Source organism: Mycobacterium neglectum, assembly GCF_002591975.1.
GTDB classification, from domain to species: domain Bacteria; phylum Actinomycetota; class Actinomycetes; order Mycobacteriales; family Mycobacteriaceae; genus Mycobacterium; species Mycobacterium neglectum.
Map to the genome: position 1 here is coordinate 23,644 of NZ_NVQE01000052.1, position 14,306 is coordinate 37,949.

General features: G+C 61.4%; 15 protein-coding genes. All 15 read left to right on the top strand.

The features are described 5' to 3' along the window. Positions 1 to 178 precede the first annotated feature (178 nt). The 15 genes from CSQ99_RS26985 to CSQ99_RS27055 all read left to right on the top strand — a co-directional run bounded on the left by CSQ99_RS26985 (position 179) and on the right by CSQ99_RS27055 (position 14,044). Entirely contained in the window at positions 179 to 1,639 is a 1,461-nt protein-coding gene (locus CSQ99_RS26985) for an MFS transporter (protein ID WP_099042075.1), read from the top strand. Beyond that, positions 1,629 to 2,108, top strand: coding sequence for a MarR family winged helix-turn-helix transcriptional regulator (locus CSQ99_RS26990; protein ID WP_011767841.1), 480 nt, complete (start codon positions 1,629 to 1,631; stop codon positions 2,106 to 2,108). Before CSQ99_RS26985 ends, CSQ99_RS26990 begins: the two co-directional genes overlap by 11 nt. A 233-nt stretch (positions 2,109 to 2,341) precedes the next feature. Further along, on the top strand, positions 2,342 to 3,733 hold the full coding sequence (locus tag CSQ99_RS26995; protein ID WP_011559072.1) for a Rieske 2Fe-2S domain-containing protein: 1,392 nt from the start codon (positions 2,342 to 2,344) through the stop codon (positions 3,731 to 3,733). Beyond that, entirely contained in the window at positions 3,730 to 4,272 is a 543-nt protein-coding gene (locus CSQ99_RS27000) for an aromatic-ring-hydroxylating dioxygenase subunit beta (protein ID WP_043416394.1), read from the top strand. The genes CSQ99_RS26995 and CSQ99_RS27000 overlap by 4 nt, the downstream gene beginning before the upstream one ends. 106 nt (positions 4,273 to 4,378) lie before the next feature. Continuing rightward, positions 4,379 to 5,410: a 2,3-butanediol dehydrogenase gene (locus tag CSQ99_RS27005; protein ID WP_011559074.1), complete on the top strand. Its 1,032-nt coding sequence runs from the start codon at positions 4,379 to 4,381 to the stop codon at positions 5,408 to 5,410. 52 nt (positions 5,411 to 5,462) lie between these two features. Beyond that, positions 5,463 to 6,716, top strand: a complete 1,254-nt coding sequence (locus CSQ99_RS27010) for a CaiB/BaiF CoA transferase family protein (protein WP_011559075.1) — start codon at positions 5,463 to 5,465, stop codon at positions 6,714 to 6,716. Then, a complete protein-coding gene (locus CSQ99_RS27015) occupies positions 6,713 to 7,879 on the top strand; it encodes a thiolase C-terminal domain-containing protein (RefSeq protein WP_011777828.1) in 1,167 nt (388 codons plus the stop codon). Before CSQ99_RS27010 ends, CSQ99_RS27015 begins: the two co-directional genes overlap by 4 nt. A 36-nt stretch (positions 7,880 to 7,915) precedes the next feature. Beyond that, positions 7,916 to 8,374, top strand: a complete 459-nt coding sequence (locus tag CSQ99_RS31735; protein ID WP_011559077.1) for a Zn-ribbon domain-containing OB-fold protein — start codon at positions 7,916 to 7,918, stop codon at positions 8,372 to 8,374. Continuing rightward, complete coding sequence (locus CSQ99_RS27025) at positions 8,361 to 9,407, top strand: FAS1-like dehydratase domain-containing protein (protein WP_043416399.1); 1,047 nt, start codon at positions 8,361 to 8,363, stop codon at positions 9,405 to 9,407. The genes CSQ99_RS31735 and CSQ99_RS27025 overlap by 14 nt, the downstream gene beginning before the upstream one ends. 30 nt (positions 9,408 to 9,437) lie before the next feature. Continuing rightward, positions 9,438 to 9,635 carry a ferredoxin gene (locus CSQ99_RS27030; RefSeq protein WP_011562965.1) on the top strand — a complete coding sequence of 66 codons (198 nt, stop codon included), beginning with the start codon at positions 9,438 to 9,440 and terminating at the stop codon, positions 9,633 to 9,635. Between the two features lie 247 nt (positions 9,636 to 9,882). Further along, positions 9,883 to 11,298, top strand: a complete 1,416-nt coding sequence (locus CSQ99_RS27035) for an aromatic ring-hydroxylating oxygenase subunit alpha (RefSeq protein WP_099042076.1) — start codon at positions 9,883 to 9,885, stop codon at positions 11,296 to 11,298. After that, positions 11,295 to 11,849: a 3-phenylpropionate/cinnamic acid dioxygenase subunit beta gene (locus CSQ99_RS27040; RefSeq protein WP_011559080.1), complete on the top strand. Its 555-nt coding sequence runs from the start codon at positions 11,295 to 11,297 to the stop codon at positions 11,847 to 11,849. The genes CSQ99_RS27035 and CSQ99_RS27040 overlap by 4 nt, the downstream gene beginning before the upstream one ends. 99 nt (positions 11,850 to 11,948) lie before the next feature. Beyond that, entirely contained in the window at positions 11,949 to 12,392 is a 444-nt protein-coding gene (locus tag CSQ99_RS27045; RefSeq protein ID WP_011559081.1) for a cupin domain-containing protein, read from the top strand. An 89-nt stretch (positions 12,393 to 12,481) separates the two neighbouring features. Next, entirely contained in the window at positions 12,482 to 13,375 is an 894-nt protein-coding gene (locus CSQ99_RS27050; protein WP_099042077.1) for an NAD(P)-dependent oxidoreductase, read from the top strand. Positions 13,376 to 13,525: 150 nt separating this feature from the next. Continuing rightward, positions 13,526 to 14,044 (top strand): MarR family winged helix-turn-helix transcriptional regulator, encoded by a 519-nt coding sequence (locus CSQ99_RS27055; protein WP_011777833.1) that lies wholly within the window; start codon positions 13,526 to 13,528, stop codon positions 14,042 to 14,044. Positions 14,045 to 14,306 lie beyond the last annotated feature (262 nt).

The window sequence follows — 14,306 nt, forward strand, 5'->3', positions numbered from 1 at the left end:
GAAAATCGACTCGGGACACGGCATCGCGCCGTTGCGGGTATGTGACACGCGGCTGTTTCCCCCGGAACCCCTCCGATGCCCGCGGCGGCGGCTATGTCCGGCGTCGGGTCGGGCAGCACGCAATCGACTGGTACACGCCGACTTGCGCTAGCATCAGTTGTAGTTTCAAAATAGTTGTGTGAATGAAACTGTTGTCGAACGACTGAGCCGCCGGCACAAGGCCTTCGTCCTGGCGTCCTGCTGCCTGAGCGTGCTCATTGTGTCGATCGACGTGACCATCGCCAACGTTGCAATCCCGAGCATCCGCGCCGACCTTTCGGCGTCGCCTTCGCAAATGCAGTGGGTCATTGACATCTACACCTTGATGGTGGCCTCGCTATTGCTGCTCTCGGGTGCCATGGCCGACCGATTCGGTCGGCGGCGTACGTTGCAGATCGGGTTGACAATCTTTGCGTCGGCCTCCCTACTGTGCAGCGTGGCTCCCAACGTCGAAACGCTGATCGGCGCCCGCTTCCTGCAGGCGATCGGCGGTTCGATGCTCACTCCTGCTGGGTTGTCGATCGTCACGCAGGTGTTCACCGGCAGAGTGGAGCGCGCGCGCGTCATCGGCATATGGGGGGGCGTCGTAGGCATCTCGATGGCCTTGGGTCCGATCATGGGCGGATTACTTCTCGAGTATGTTGACTGGCGAGCAGTGTTCTGGATCAACGTGCCGATCTGCGCGCTTGCGGTGCTGTTGACCGCGATCTTCGTTCCCGAATCCAAGTCGGTCACCATGCGCCACGTCGACCTGATCGGCTTGGTCCTGGGCATGGCCTTCCTGTTCGGACTGGTGTTCGTGCTCATCGAAGGGCCAGGGATGGGCTGGACCGACACCCGCGTCGTCGTTAGCTGTTGCCTCGCAGCGCTGGCCTTCGCGACATTCCTGCGCTACGAGTCACGCCGCCTCGACCCGTTCGTCGAGCTCCGATTCTTCCGCAGCATCCCGTTTGCTTCGGCGACGGCCATCGCGGTGTGCGCATTCGCTGCATGGGGCGCGTTCCTGTTCATGATGTCAATCTATTTGCAAGGGGAGCGCGGGCTTTCAGCGGTGAATACCGGGCTGATGTTTCTGCCCGTGGCCGTCGGCGCATTCATCTTCTCGCCCTTGTCTGGCCGGCTGGTGGGGCGATTTGGTGCCAGACCGTCGCTGATGATCGCCGGCGCATTGATCGTCGCCGCGACTCTCATGTTCGCGCAGATGAGCGACGCTACCCCGCAATGGCGAATGCTGGTCGCCTTTGCGGTTTTCGGCGTCGGTACTTCGATGGTGAACGCACCGGTCACAACCGCGGCCGTCAGCGGTATGCCGACCGACCGCGCCGGTGCGGCGGCGGCTATCACATCCACGAGCCGACAGGTGGGCGTCGCCATCGGTGTGGCCATATGCGGCCCGGTCGCTGGTGCGGCATTGGGCGACACCAACGTCGATTTCGCGGTCTCCGCCCAGCCCCTATGGCTAGTGTTCGCTGGAGTTGGTGTGCTGATCTTCACGCTCGGTGTCTACTCGACGTCGAAGCGCGCGCTGCGCTCAGCAGAGCATCTGGCGCCGCTGATCGCAGGAACCGATCCGCGACGGGAGGCTGCCGATGTCGCGTAATCCGGAAGCGGACGAGGTCTGGCGCGCGATGACCGCACTGGTCACCGACAACCGCGACAGTTGGAGGCGAGCGACCGTCGACCAGACGGGCCTACCTTTCAGTCGCATCCGGATACTGCTCCGGCTGTCCCGCGGGTCGATGACCGTCAAAGAGGTCGCGCACGCCGTGACAATCGATCCCCCGGCGGCCACGGTGGCCGTCAACGATCTGGAGGACCGCGGCCTAGTCATGCGTCAGACTATTCCCACCAACCGGCGGTACAAAGTGGTATCACTGACCGACGCCGGCTGGTCGATGGTGGCCACCATCAATGCGGTCGACGACCCGGCTCCCGAAGCGCTTGCGGCACTTGACGGTAATGAACTGAGGGCGCTGCGCGATGCGATAGCAAGAGTCAGCGCCGCCCGCCAAACACTGAATGAAAGCCGCGGCCGGATCGCTCAACGAACGACTCTCAGTCCGGCCTAGCGAACCTGCAACATGCCAGGGTCGCTGTGGGGTCTGCAGAAGTCGGGTCAGATGGCGGGATTGGTGGACCAAGGGCCGCGACTGTCGAGAAGAACTCTGTTCGGTTGGAGTCCTGGGTGGCAGACGTCGGTCTGCGAGGGGATGCCGGCTGATACCGCCGTTACCGCGGTGGCCTAAATAATAGCTTGCAAACAGTTGTCATCCTATGTAAGCTTCCGTGTGGTGTAGCCCACATGAGTGCTCACGTTCTAGGGGCACAAATCGATAGGAAGGTGCGCCCGGTGGATTCGATGGCGCCTGATGCGACGACAATGCGAACCTTAGAGAATGCGCGCGGCTCCATCCTAAAGGGTCGCCTCCCTGCGTCTCTCATCGCTAATGCAGCGCTTTACGAGCTTGAATTGAAGCGAGTATTTGGTAGGACCTGGCAGTTTCTCTGCCACGAAGACGAGATCCCCAATGCGGGTGACTATGTAGTGCGCTACATCGCTGATAACTCAATTATTGTCGCGCGGCAGCAGGATATGACGATTCGGGCGATGTCGAACTCGTGTCGGCACCGCGGCACGCTGCTTTGCCGAACCGAGTCTGGGAATGAGTCGGCGTTCCAGTGTCCGTACCACGGTTGGACCTATCGAAACAACGGTGATCTCATCGCGATACCTGCGCAGCAGGCAGTGTACGGTGCTGCGTTCGACAAGAGTCGGCTAGGGTTGCGCGCTCTGCCGATGCTGGACTCGTACGCGGGCCTTGTCTTCGGGTGTGTGTCGGATGAGGCGCCGGGACTGGATGAGTACCTCGGGGACATGCGCTGGTATCTCGACTTGATGATGAAGAAGAGCCCGACCGGCCTTGAGGCGTGGGGTGCCCCGCAGCGTTGGGTGATTGACGCGAACTGGAAGACCGGCGCCGATAACTTTGTTGGGGACGGCTATCACACGGTCATGACGCACCGTTCGATGTGTGAGCTGGGGTTGTTACCGCCCGATAATGTGGCCGTTTCGCCGGCCCACGTCAGCCTATCGGGCGGGCACGGGGCGGGCGTTCTAGGCGCACCACCCGGCATACCCGCACCGCCGTACATGGGCTATCCGGAGGAAGTCGTCTCCGGTCTCAGCGAGGGTTACGGCGATGACGTCCATGGCGAGTTGCTGAAACGGACGATGTTCATTCATGGCAATGTGTTCCCGAACTTGTCCTTCTTGAACGCCTTCATCGCCAAGGACGGGGAGTCTATGCCGGTGCCCATTCTGACCTTGCGGCAATGGCGTCCCTTGGACGCAGCGCGTATGGAGGTGTGGTCGTGGTTCTTCGTGGAGCGCAACGCGCCCGAAGAGTTCAAGCAGCAGTCGTTTGAGACTTATGTTCGGACGTTCGGGGTCGGGGGTGTCTTCGAGCAGGATGACGCCGAGATATTCCAGGCTATTACCAAGGGAACACGCGGCGAGTTGGCTGGTGGTGTGGAGCTGAACCTGGAGATGGGACTGGACAATCTGGCTCCTGATCCAACGTGGCTGGGCCCGGGACGACCGTTGGCCAGTGGCTACGCCGAACAGAATCAGCGCGAGTACTGGAAGCAGTACTTCGACTATCTGGCCACACCGAGAAGGGATGAGAACGTATGACGACAACGGTGCCGCAGGATCCACCTCAGGCTGCGAGGGTTTCGCGCGACGTGCGCGAGGAAATCGAAGACTTCCTTTTCGACGAGGCCGATCTGTTGGATCGCGATGAGTTCGAAGAGTGGCTGGAATTGCTGGCACCGGATGTGCACTATTTCGCGCGCGTCCGTCAGACGCTTCGCAGAGCAGGTGGCCCGGGGTTCTCTGAGCGCTCTATGCACCTGAGTGATAACTACACGAGTCTGAAGATGCGTATTCAGCGGCACCGAACGTCGTCGGATTGGGCTGAGGATCCTCCGTCGCGGATCCGGCACTTCATCACCAATGTCAGGGTCAGGTCTGGTGAGGACGGCGATGAGTACCGTGTGACGTCGAATGCGTTGCTGGTGCGCACGCGCGGGGACGAAGCCAAGGCGGAGACAGTTTCTGCCGAGCGCCGAGACATTATTCGTCGCGACGAGACGGGTTTGAAACTGGTCCAGCGCGAGATCCTGCTGGATCACACCACGTTGCCCACGCACAACCTGTCATTCTGGATCTAAGGTGCCGGTGAGCTTGACATCATTACGGCGGCGCCTCCGCCGAAACTCCGGCCCACGAACGTTGTGGCCGAGCGAATTTGGGTCTGTCCTTAAGGTAGGCCGGTAGGTGCGCGCAGCTATTTATCACGGCCGCGAAGACGTGCGGATTGAAGAGCTTCCCGACCCGAGTCCACGTGCGGGCGAAGTGGTCATCGAGGTGGCCCGAGCGGGGATCTGCGGCACAGACCTGCATGAGTACATCGCCGGTCCGATGCATGCTGCGCCAGGGGTCGTCATTGGACACGAATATTCCGGGACGGTGGTCGGCGTCGGGTCCGGCGTGCGCGAGTTCACCGAAGGTGACCGAGTCTGCGGCGTCGGCGTTTTCGGCTGCGGTGAATGCGGCTTCTGCAAACAGGGCGCTGAAGCACTCTGCGGAGCAGTCGGTTTCATCGGCTTCGCTGTCAACGGAGCGCTTGCCCGCTACGCGTCGTTGCCGACGAAGGCGTTGTTTCGCATCCCGGATGAGATCAGTCTCGCCGAGGCTGCCGTCGTTGAACCGATCGCGTCGGCGTACCACGCTGTCCGCCGTAGCGGGTTGGCAGCGGGTGGGACCGTCTTCATCGCCGGCGCTGGCCCGATCGGCCTCGCCCTGGTGCAGTTCTCACTTGCCCAAGGTGCGACTCAGGTCATCGTCAGTGAGGTTTCGGCGACGCGCCGCGTTGCCGCTCACCGGGTCGGGGCTACGCGCGTAATCGATCCTCTGGCGGAGGATGCAGTTGAGGTGGTTCGGACGTTGACGAACGGAAACGGCGTCGACATCTCCTTCGACGCTGCGGGCGTACAACCCGCGCTTGATGCGGCGTTGGGCGTTCTGCGCCCCCGCGGTCGATTGATGGTCGTGGCGATTTGGGAGGCCCCGGCCGGTATCGACATCAATCGAAGCGTCATGCGCGAAGCCAATATCGGCTTTTCATTTTGTTACGAAGCGCAAAGGCAGGTCCCGGCGATTCTTGACTTACTAGCTACGGGGGCGATCAACCTCGGTGAACTGATCACCGACGAGATCCCGTTGGATGCCGTGGTCAGTCAGGGTCTCGAGGAACTGCGCGTCAACCGCGATGCACACGTAAAAATTCTGATCGACCCATCGGCATAGCACGACCGGTATCGCGCCGTCGATTGTCACGCCGCCCCACCAAAGGAGTTAAGTGTCCGCGAATATGGAGAGTCTGTTCGACGGTCTGACGATCCTCGAGCTGGGGCACGTGATCGCGGCGCCTTTCGCTGCCTCGCTGATCGGCGACTTCGGAGCACAGGTCATCAAGATCGAAGACCCCGGCTCGGGGGACATGTTGCGTAGGTCCGGTCCTCGTAAAGACGGAGTGCCCCTCTGGTGGAAGTCCGCGGCCCGGAACAAGTCAAGCGTCGCTGTCGATCTGCGGCTCGCCGAAGGGCAAGCGCTGGTGCGCAAAATGGTCGAACGCGCAGACGTGGTGATCGAAAACTTCCGCCCGGGAACGCTTGAGCGCTGGGGACTGGGATGGGAGGAGCTGCACGCAGCGAACCCGCGGCTGATCATGTTGCGGATTTCCGGGTACGGCCAGATCGGCCCGGAGAGCGCAAAGCCGGGATATGGACGCGTCGGCGAGGCCATGAGCGGAGCGGTACACATCACCGGGCATCCTGACCGGCCACCGACGCATTTCGGTTTCTCCCTCGGCGATGTCACGACAGGAATCATGGGTGCATTCGCTGTTGCCGGAGCACTGTTCAAACGCGAAGCGATCGGGGATCGCTTCGATGGGGAATGTATCGACCTGGCTCTCTACGAATCACTGTTTCGTGGAATCGACTGGCAGGTCATCCTTTATGACCAGTTGAACTTTGTTGCCGAGCGTCAGGGCAATCAGTTCCAGGTCAGCCCGTCACCGGTGTCAGACACGTATCTCAGTGGCGATGGGGTGTGGTACACCGTGGCGACCGGCACCGTTCGGTCAGTGCAGAGCCTGCTCGAACTGCTGGGCGGCACGACTCTGCGTAACGATCCGAAGTACGCGACTCAGGAACTGCAGATGTTGCACCGCGAGGAGCTCGGCGAGATGGTTCGCCAGTGGTTCGCCGAAAACAACTCCGATATCGTCGAAAAGGCCTGCGCGAGCTCCGGTGTCGTGGCTGCGCGGATCTTCACGCCGGCAGAGATGTTCTCCAGTCCCACGTTCGCGGCTCGCCAGAGCCTGGTCGAGGTCGCCGACCAGGAATTGGGTCCGGTCCGTGTCACCGGGGTGGTACCAAGGCTGACGAACTTTCCCGGATCCGTGCGCAGCACTGGGCCCGGTCTCGGGATCCACGGCCAAGAGGTGCTGACCGAGTGGCTCGGCATGGCCGACTCGGAGTACGAGGCGCTGGTATCGAGTGGCGTCGTCGGGGCGGTCGACGTTGACGGAGAGGTTCCCGGGCATTGAGTTCGCTGCGCGACAAGGCCTGCATCGTCGGCGTTGGTCATACGGCCTACCGTCGTGATGGCACTGAGTCGGCAACGGACCTTGGCCTGCAACTCGAAGCGGCCCATGCCGCGATCGTGGATGCCGGGCTGTCGGCTGGCGAGATCGATGGGCTCATCTGCCCGATCAACGGTGGCACGGCCGAAGATTTCATCGCGAATCTCGGCCTGACGCATGTTCGTTACGCGGTGACTTCCCATACCGGAGGCGCGGCAAGTGTGGCGGCCCTGGCAACTGCGGCGATGGCGGTGTGGTCGGGCGTCGCGCGGCATGTCCTCATTCCCGCGGGCTGGTGTGGGTACTCAGGTCCGCGTGCCCGCGGGATGGCATCGAGCGCGGACATGGCGATAGGCAAGGTTGTCCGGGACTATTACGCGCCACAGGGCGCGGTGTCGGCCGTGCACCAGTATGCGCTCGTGGCCGACCGCTACGTCCGCAAGTATGACGTGCCGCCTGAAGCGATGGGGGCGGTGGCAGTCGCGTTTCGTGCTAACGCGCAGCTCAACTCGAATGCGGTGATGTGCGGCCGTGAGCTGACGATGCAGGACTACCTCGACGCTCCACCGATCAGTACGCCGTTTCGTTTGTTCGATTGCAGTCTGGAGACCGACGGCGCAGCGGCGGTGGTGGTATCAGCGGCCGATCGTGCGGCTGACAGCCCGCACCGGCCGGTGTTTGTGATGAGTGTGGCCGAAGGTCGCCCATTTCCCGTCGATGAGTTCGCCAACAGGGCCGACCCATTGGAGATTGGGCTTGCCGAGGCGGCGCCGCGCGCATTTGCCGACGCTGGTGTCACCCCGTCTGACATCGATCTGCTCGAGGTTTACGACAGTTTCACTGTCAACGTGTTGCGGCAGATCGAATCGGCCGGATTCTGCAAGCCGGGCGAAGCAGCGGATTTCGTTCTCGACGGATGTATCGCCGCGGACGGTTCGTTGCCCACGAATCTCAACGGCGGTTTGCTCTCCGAAGCCCACGTGCAAGGCATGAACAATCTGGTCGAGGCGGTGCGGCAGCTGCGCGGTGGTTTACCGCAGCGGCAGGTCCACAATGCGGAGTTGGCGGTAGTGACCGGTATGGGCGGCGGATGGGGTTCAGGTGCTCTCGCGATATTGCGTCGGTGACAGCGTTGTGACTGGCCGGTTCACAAGGGGACCGATGTGAGGCGAACGGGACCGGATGTCGCAGCACCGCCGTTGCCATCCCTGGAAGGTCTCACGGCCCAGTTCTATGAGCATTGCCGACGTGAAGAGCTGTCGTTTCAGCGGTGTTCAAGGTGCGATCGCTGGCGTCACGTTCCTCGCCTGACGTGTGCTGGCTGCGGCAGTAACTCCTGGTCTTGGCAGAGGTCGTCGGGCAGGGGAGTGGTATTCAGCCACACGGTTATTCACCGCGCGCTGCATCCCGGGTTCGACGAGGCCGTCCCGTTCGTGTGCGCCGTTGTCGAAATGGATGAGGGTGTGCGGATGGTGGCACGGATAGTGGACCTAGTTGCCGACGGGACGGCGATGCTGGTTGATGCGGCCGTCGAGGTTGTCTATGTGCACGCCGCCGATGATGTTGTGCTGCCGGCATTTCGGCTGCCCGCTGCGGAAGTGCGGGGCAATGGCCGCCGCTGACGAGTTGCGCGATCGTGTCGGTGAGAAGATCCACTTTCGAGGCGCCGACTCGGTGACGCAGAACGACATCCGCCGCAAACTGGAGGTTTTCACCTTTTCCTGTCCGCTGCATGATGACGAGGCGGCAGCGAAGGCGCACGGCTACCTCGGCGTTGTGGCCCCGGTGACGATGACCCCGCTGTGGGGGCTGCCGCCGTATTGGGCACCCGGACAGCCCAGTCCCTATCTGGTCGACGGGCAGGAGATGACGGGCAACATCACCGACACGCTGGCTCTGCCGTTCAGCCGATCGGTCAACGTCAGCAGCGAGTGGCAATACCACACACCGCTGTACTTGGGGGACAGGTTGCAGGGGACTACGACGATCATCTCGGTAGAGCAGAAGCGCACCCGGGTGGGTACCGGAGTCTTCCTGCAATACGAGTCGGAGTACGTGAAGGTTTCGGGAGAACTGGTGGCGCTCAACCGAAATACCGTCTTCAACTACGACCCAGACGACGCCTCCAGGCCTGAGCCCGGCACTTCGGCCCGCGCCCAGCAGGGCGACCGAGGTCCCCGCACGCGCTCAGTGGACGATGCCGATACCAGTGTCGACTGGAACACGCCACTTCAGTTCGACGACGTTACGGTCGGTGCGCAAGTGCGCGGACCGGCTCTGGCCCTGACTTACCAGCGCATGGTGATGAACATTGCCGCGGATCGCATGTTTTCCGGGATACACCACAGCGCCGCGGCCGCTCATGCCGCGGGGCTTGCCGACATCATCTTCAATACTCGTGGCCTGGAAACTCTTTTCGAGACCGGGCTTCGTCGATGGATGGGCCTTCGCGGCAGGTTGGTGCAGCTGGGTCCGTTTAAGATGAGTGCCTCAGTTCACCCGGGCGACGTGGTGCAGGCGCGATGGACGGTGACCGGCAAGCATGCGCAGGCAGGCGCAGACGTCGTAGATCTCGAATTCGGTGTCTTCGCCGGGGATCGGCAAGCGGCGCAAGGGGTTGCCGCCATTCATCTCAACGGCAAAAAGCAATGCTGATCAGAGTTCTGTAGGAGAAGGAGGGTTCCGATGAGTGTTATCAAGGCGGACGTGGAGGTCTGCCAGGGCTACGCGAACTGTGTCGTTGCAGCGGCCGACGTCTTCGACATCGGTGATGCGGGAACTGTTGTCATTCTTGATGACACGGTAGCCGAGAGCGATGAGGCGCGGATTGTCACTGCGATTCGCAGTTGTCCCGTCTCGGCTCTACGTCTCGCAACGGTGTGAGTGAGACGGCCGTGAACGGCGCAAGTATCAGGGGGTCGGATGCATGGTGGAGACGAGTCGGATCGTCGAATGTCCTTGAGTCTCAACCGACATGAGTTCTCGTGTATTGCATCCTCAATCAGGATCTGGCTCCACTTCCACTTCGACGCGTGAGATCGGTGCCCGGCAGACGCGGTGACGGTTTGTGGTGATTTGAGTTACGGCTGTCTCGGGGTGATTCGGGCATTACAGCAAGGGAAAGGTACCGATGACGTTAAAAATGAGTACTTCAGGCGGTTCGGACACGACCGCTCGTAGTCTCGTCGATGTCGATCGCGGGGAGATCAGTCGCGAAATCTTCACCGATGCTTCGATTTTCAACCGTGAGTTGGAGTATTTGTTTCCGCGGAGCTGGTTGTTTGTGGGTCATGCCTCGCAGGTCTCTGCGCCGGGTCAGTTCTTCTCGTCGAGGATGGGCTCGGATCCGGTGTTGTTGACCCGTGACGCTCAAGGTGATGTGAATGTCCTCCTCAATTCGTGCCGACATCGGGGTATGGCGGTGTGTCGCTACGACGAGGGCCGTACGCTGCAGTTCACCTGCCCCTACCATGGCTGGTCGTACTCGATGGACGGTTCGCTGGTGTCCACCCCGGGGGATTTGCACGGTGTGCCGCAGCAGGGCATGGCCTACGGCAACGGCCTTGACAAAGCGGCCTGGGGACTTGTCAGGGCTGCCAAGGTGCACAATTACAAGGGCCTGGTATTCGCGTGCTGGGATCCATCAGCCCCGGAGTTCGATGAATACGTTGGGGACTTTCATCATTGGCTGGATAACCTGTCTGATGCTTTTGATGGTACGGAAGGTGGTACCGAGGTGTTCCGTGGGGTGCAGAAGTGGCGCATCAAATCAAATTGGAAATTCGTCTCAGAGAATTTCTTGGGCGATACCTATCACGGGGCGACGACCCATGCCTCGGTTGAACAGGTGGGCATCGGGCCGGGTGGCAGAAATTCACGACGTCACGGTGAACGACAGGATCAGGGTGGTTTTTCGAAGGGCCGTGTGAAGACGTCGTTTCGGATGGGCCATGGCGCGTCGGACAATCTGGCGTATGAGATTCCCTATCCTGAGTTCGCCGAAGAACCGGCCTTGAGTGAGTACTTCTCCCAGGCCTGGGCGGTCCGCAAGGAGCGACTGCAGGCGCAGGGCAGACAGCTCGGTGGTCGTGGCCCAGCGACGATGTTCCCCAATATGTCGTTCTCCGCCGGTTTTCCGCGGACGATCCTGGTGTCACACCCGATCAGCCCCACCGAAACCGAAGTGTGGCGGTGGTACCTCATCGACAAGAACGCACCCGATGATGTACGTGACTGGCTGCGCCGCTATTACATGCGCTACTCGGGTCCTGGAGGGATGACGGAGCAAGACGATATGGAGAACTGGAATTACGCGACGCAGGCCAGCCAGGGCGTGATAGCCCGGCGCTATCCCTACAACTATCAGCAGGGTCTCGATATGGAAACTCCCAGTGCGCTCGACCAGGCTGTGCATTCTCACCACCCCATCGCAGGCGAGGTGAATGCACGCGCCTTTTACCGGCGATGGGCCGAGTTCACCGACAACCTCTCGTGGCCTCAACTCATCGAACTTGCCAAATCCGACGAGAGAGCCGCACGGTCGTGAGTGCAACGGGCGGTGAAATTTCCACGAGGCAGGATGCGGTAGAGAAGTTGCTGCTTCAGGCCGAAATCGCCGATTTCCTCTATCGGGAAGCCGACCTGCTCGACGAACGACGTTACTCCGAATGGCTCGGTCTGCTCACCGACGACTACGAGTACTCCGTTCCACTGCGGGCGAACGTCGCCTACGACGACCTCGCGCAGCTGGAGCAGACTCAGGAAGGTCACGACATCTGCTGGTTCGACGAGAAAAAGGAGACCGTCGCTTTGCGGGTGGAGCAGCTGATGACTGGCCTGCACTGGGCCGAAGAACCCGTCTCGCGAGTGTCACACCTGGTTACCAACGTGCGTATTGAAGGAGTAGACGGCGCGGAAGTCGATGTGAGTTGCCGGTTCCTGGTGTATCGAAACCGGGTCGCCGATGAGACTGATTTGCTGGTCGGCCGGCGCAAGGACCGGTTGCGCCGCGTCGCCGGTGACTGGCAACTGTGCCGTCGCCGGCTACTCCTCGACCAAACGGTCTTACTCGCTAAGAACCTGTCGATCATTCTATGAAGCCGGACCATGTCCTTGAACCCTTGACCTTCAGCACGGCAAAATATATTCTTCTCTAAACCCATTTGATGGGCCGCGACCGATGAGGGGGCAGCTGGATTGTCTACTTCGCTCCAACCGAAGCGGCGTGCCGATGACGTGACCGCCCTGCGTGTGATGACAGAGGAAATGCGCCCGCTTCTCGTCGGCGACGGGTACCAGATGTTCGATGTGCGCGCTCCGCAATCATCGGGCCCACCGCCGCACCAGCATCCCTGGGATGAAAGCTATGTCGTGCTGGAGGGCGAACTGTGGGTAAGCCGCGGCGGCGAAGAAGCGACCCTGCAGGTGGGTGAGGCGATTCGAGTGCCGGCTGGCGTCGTGCACGCCTATCGCGTTCTCTCTGACGGCGCCCGGTGGATCACGACTTCGTCTTGCCCGGGCGGCGCGCTGGATTTCTTTTCAGACGTGGACGAAACGTCGAACGGTCCGGGTGACGTGAAGGCCCTCATTGAGGCGGCCAAGCGAAACAGTGTCCGATTCGCCGATCCGGCGCTGGGATAGCCGTCTGTTGAGCCACCATGCCGCAGATGCCGGCATTCGCCGACTGTGTCGGTAGTCGGTTTACGGCCTGACATTCGGTGGTCGGTGTCATGAGGCGGGTCGGCGTGATCGGCTTGGGCGGCATGGGTTCCGCGCTGGCGGCGTCACTTCTTGCGACGGACCATTACGTAGTCTGTTTCGACATTCGGCCCGACGTATTACGCCCAATTGTCGAGCTAGGCGCCGAGGCTGCTGCGGACGCGCGTGAGTTGGCCGGCGCATGTGATGTCGTTTTGACGTTCCTCCCGGGGCCGAGTCAGGTGCTGGAGGTGGCGCTCGGGTCGGAGCGAGGTGTCCTGGCCGGCCTTGCCGACGGGGCCGCCCTGCTGGATATGTCGACCTGTAATCCCGAGGTCGCAGCAATCATCGGTCAGGCCTACGACGCGGCTGGGAGGCGTTTTGTCGATTGCCCCGTCAGCCGAAAGGCGCCGAACATGACCGTTCTGGTCGGAGGCCCAAGCGGGGTGCTCGGCCCTGATGCCGATGTCCTCGCCGCCGTCTCGCGCACCTTGGTGTACTGCGGCCAACGAGGTGCGGGATATGCCACCAAGCTTCTCAACCAGCACATCAAGTACAGCTGGTACCTCGCTTCGGCGGAAGCCCTCTTAATCGCTGAGGCGATGGGATTGAATGCCGGCGAGGTAGCCGACGCGATCGCGGAGTGCAGCGGGGGGGACTCGGGTCTCACCACGGCGGCGGCGTACTTCCGCCACGACACCGAGTCAGTTAGAAACCGCGCCCCCGCTAGCACCATTACGAAAGACTCCGCGCTCGCGGAACGAATGGCGACGAACGCCGGTATCCGCAGCAGGACGCTTGAGCCCGTCGTGGACTTCTTCCAAAGCGTTGCGGCCTCGGAGTTTCGCGACCGTGCCTACCCCGAAAGCACAGAACTTCTTCAACGAATCCGGTCGATGCCTCCGAAGTCAACCTCCACGCCGTGACAGTAAGGCGCTCACGCTGTATAGCTAACTGAATTGTAAACGGGGCCGAATATCGGTGAGCGGAAAGAAAGACCACCGACCATTTGCCGGTATGATCACCACCCGGTGGAGATGTCTGCCGAACCGCTGATCAACGTTGCAAGGGACGTCATGACTACCGAGAAGTTGACGATGGCCCAACAGGTCGCGGCCAAGACCCGCGAAGCCGGACCCGATCACGACCCCTCTTCGTTGGCGCTCCCGCTTGCGCTCTACCGTGCCGTGACCGCCTTCGGTCGGGTCGCCGTCGATGAGTTGACGCCGGTAGACCTCTCGATGAGCCAGTTCAACGTTCTGACCGTCCTGAAGCGCGCCGACGGGCCGATCACGATGGGCGCACTGGCCGATTCTATTTCCGTACGCCAAGCCAGCCTGACGAGCGTGGTGGACACGCTGACCAAGGCAGGTTTTGTCACACGCAAGGTGAATCCCCGCGATCGGCGCTCGGTTGTGGTCGCGATATCGAAGAAGGGCGATCAGTTCATGACCGAGTTTCTGCCCGGTCATTACGACTTTCTGCAGAGACTCTTTGCCGGTATCAACCCGCGACACAGGCAGCAGCTGCTTGCACGACTGAACGAACTAATAGATTGCTTGGAGAACTACCCGAGCGGCCAGCGCACCTCCTGATCGGTCCCCGGGTATAGGACGGTCGACGCCGCTACGGTGCTGACGTCCACTCACCGGTCCTCGCATGGCATCCACGGCTCCAACTGAGGGGTCTATCGGGTGCACTCAGGTAGTGAATACTCCCGAGAAGAACGTGAGGTTGTCCCGGTCTTCGTGGAATTTGAGGTGGCGGTCCCTCACCTGATGCCCGCCAGATGGTAGGTCTTCGGGTGAACGACCAAGTACACCTCGAAGAAGGAGTAAGGGACCGCCATGAAGACCG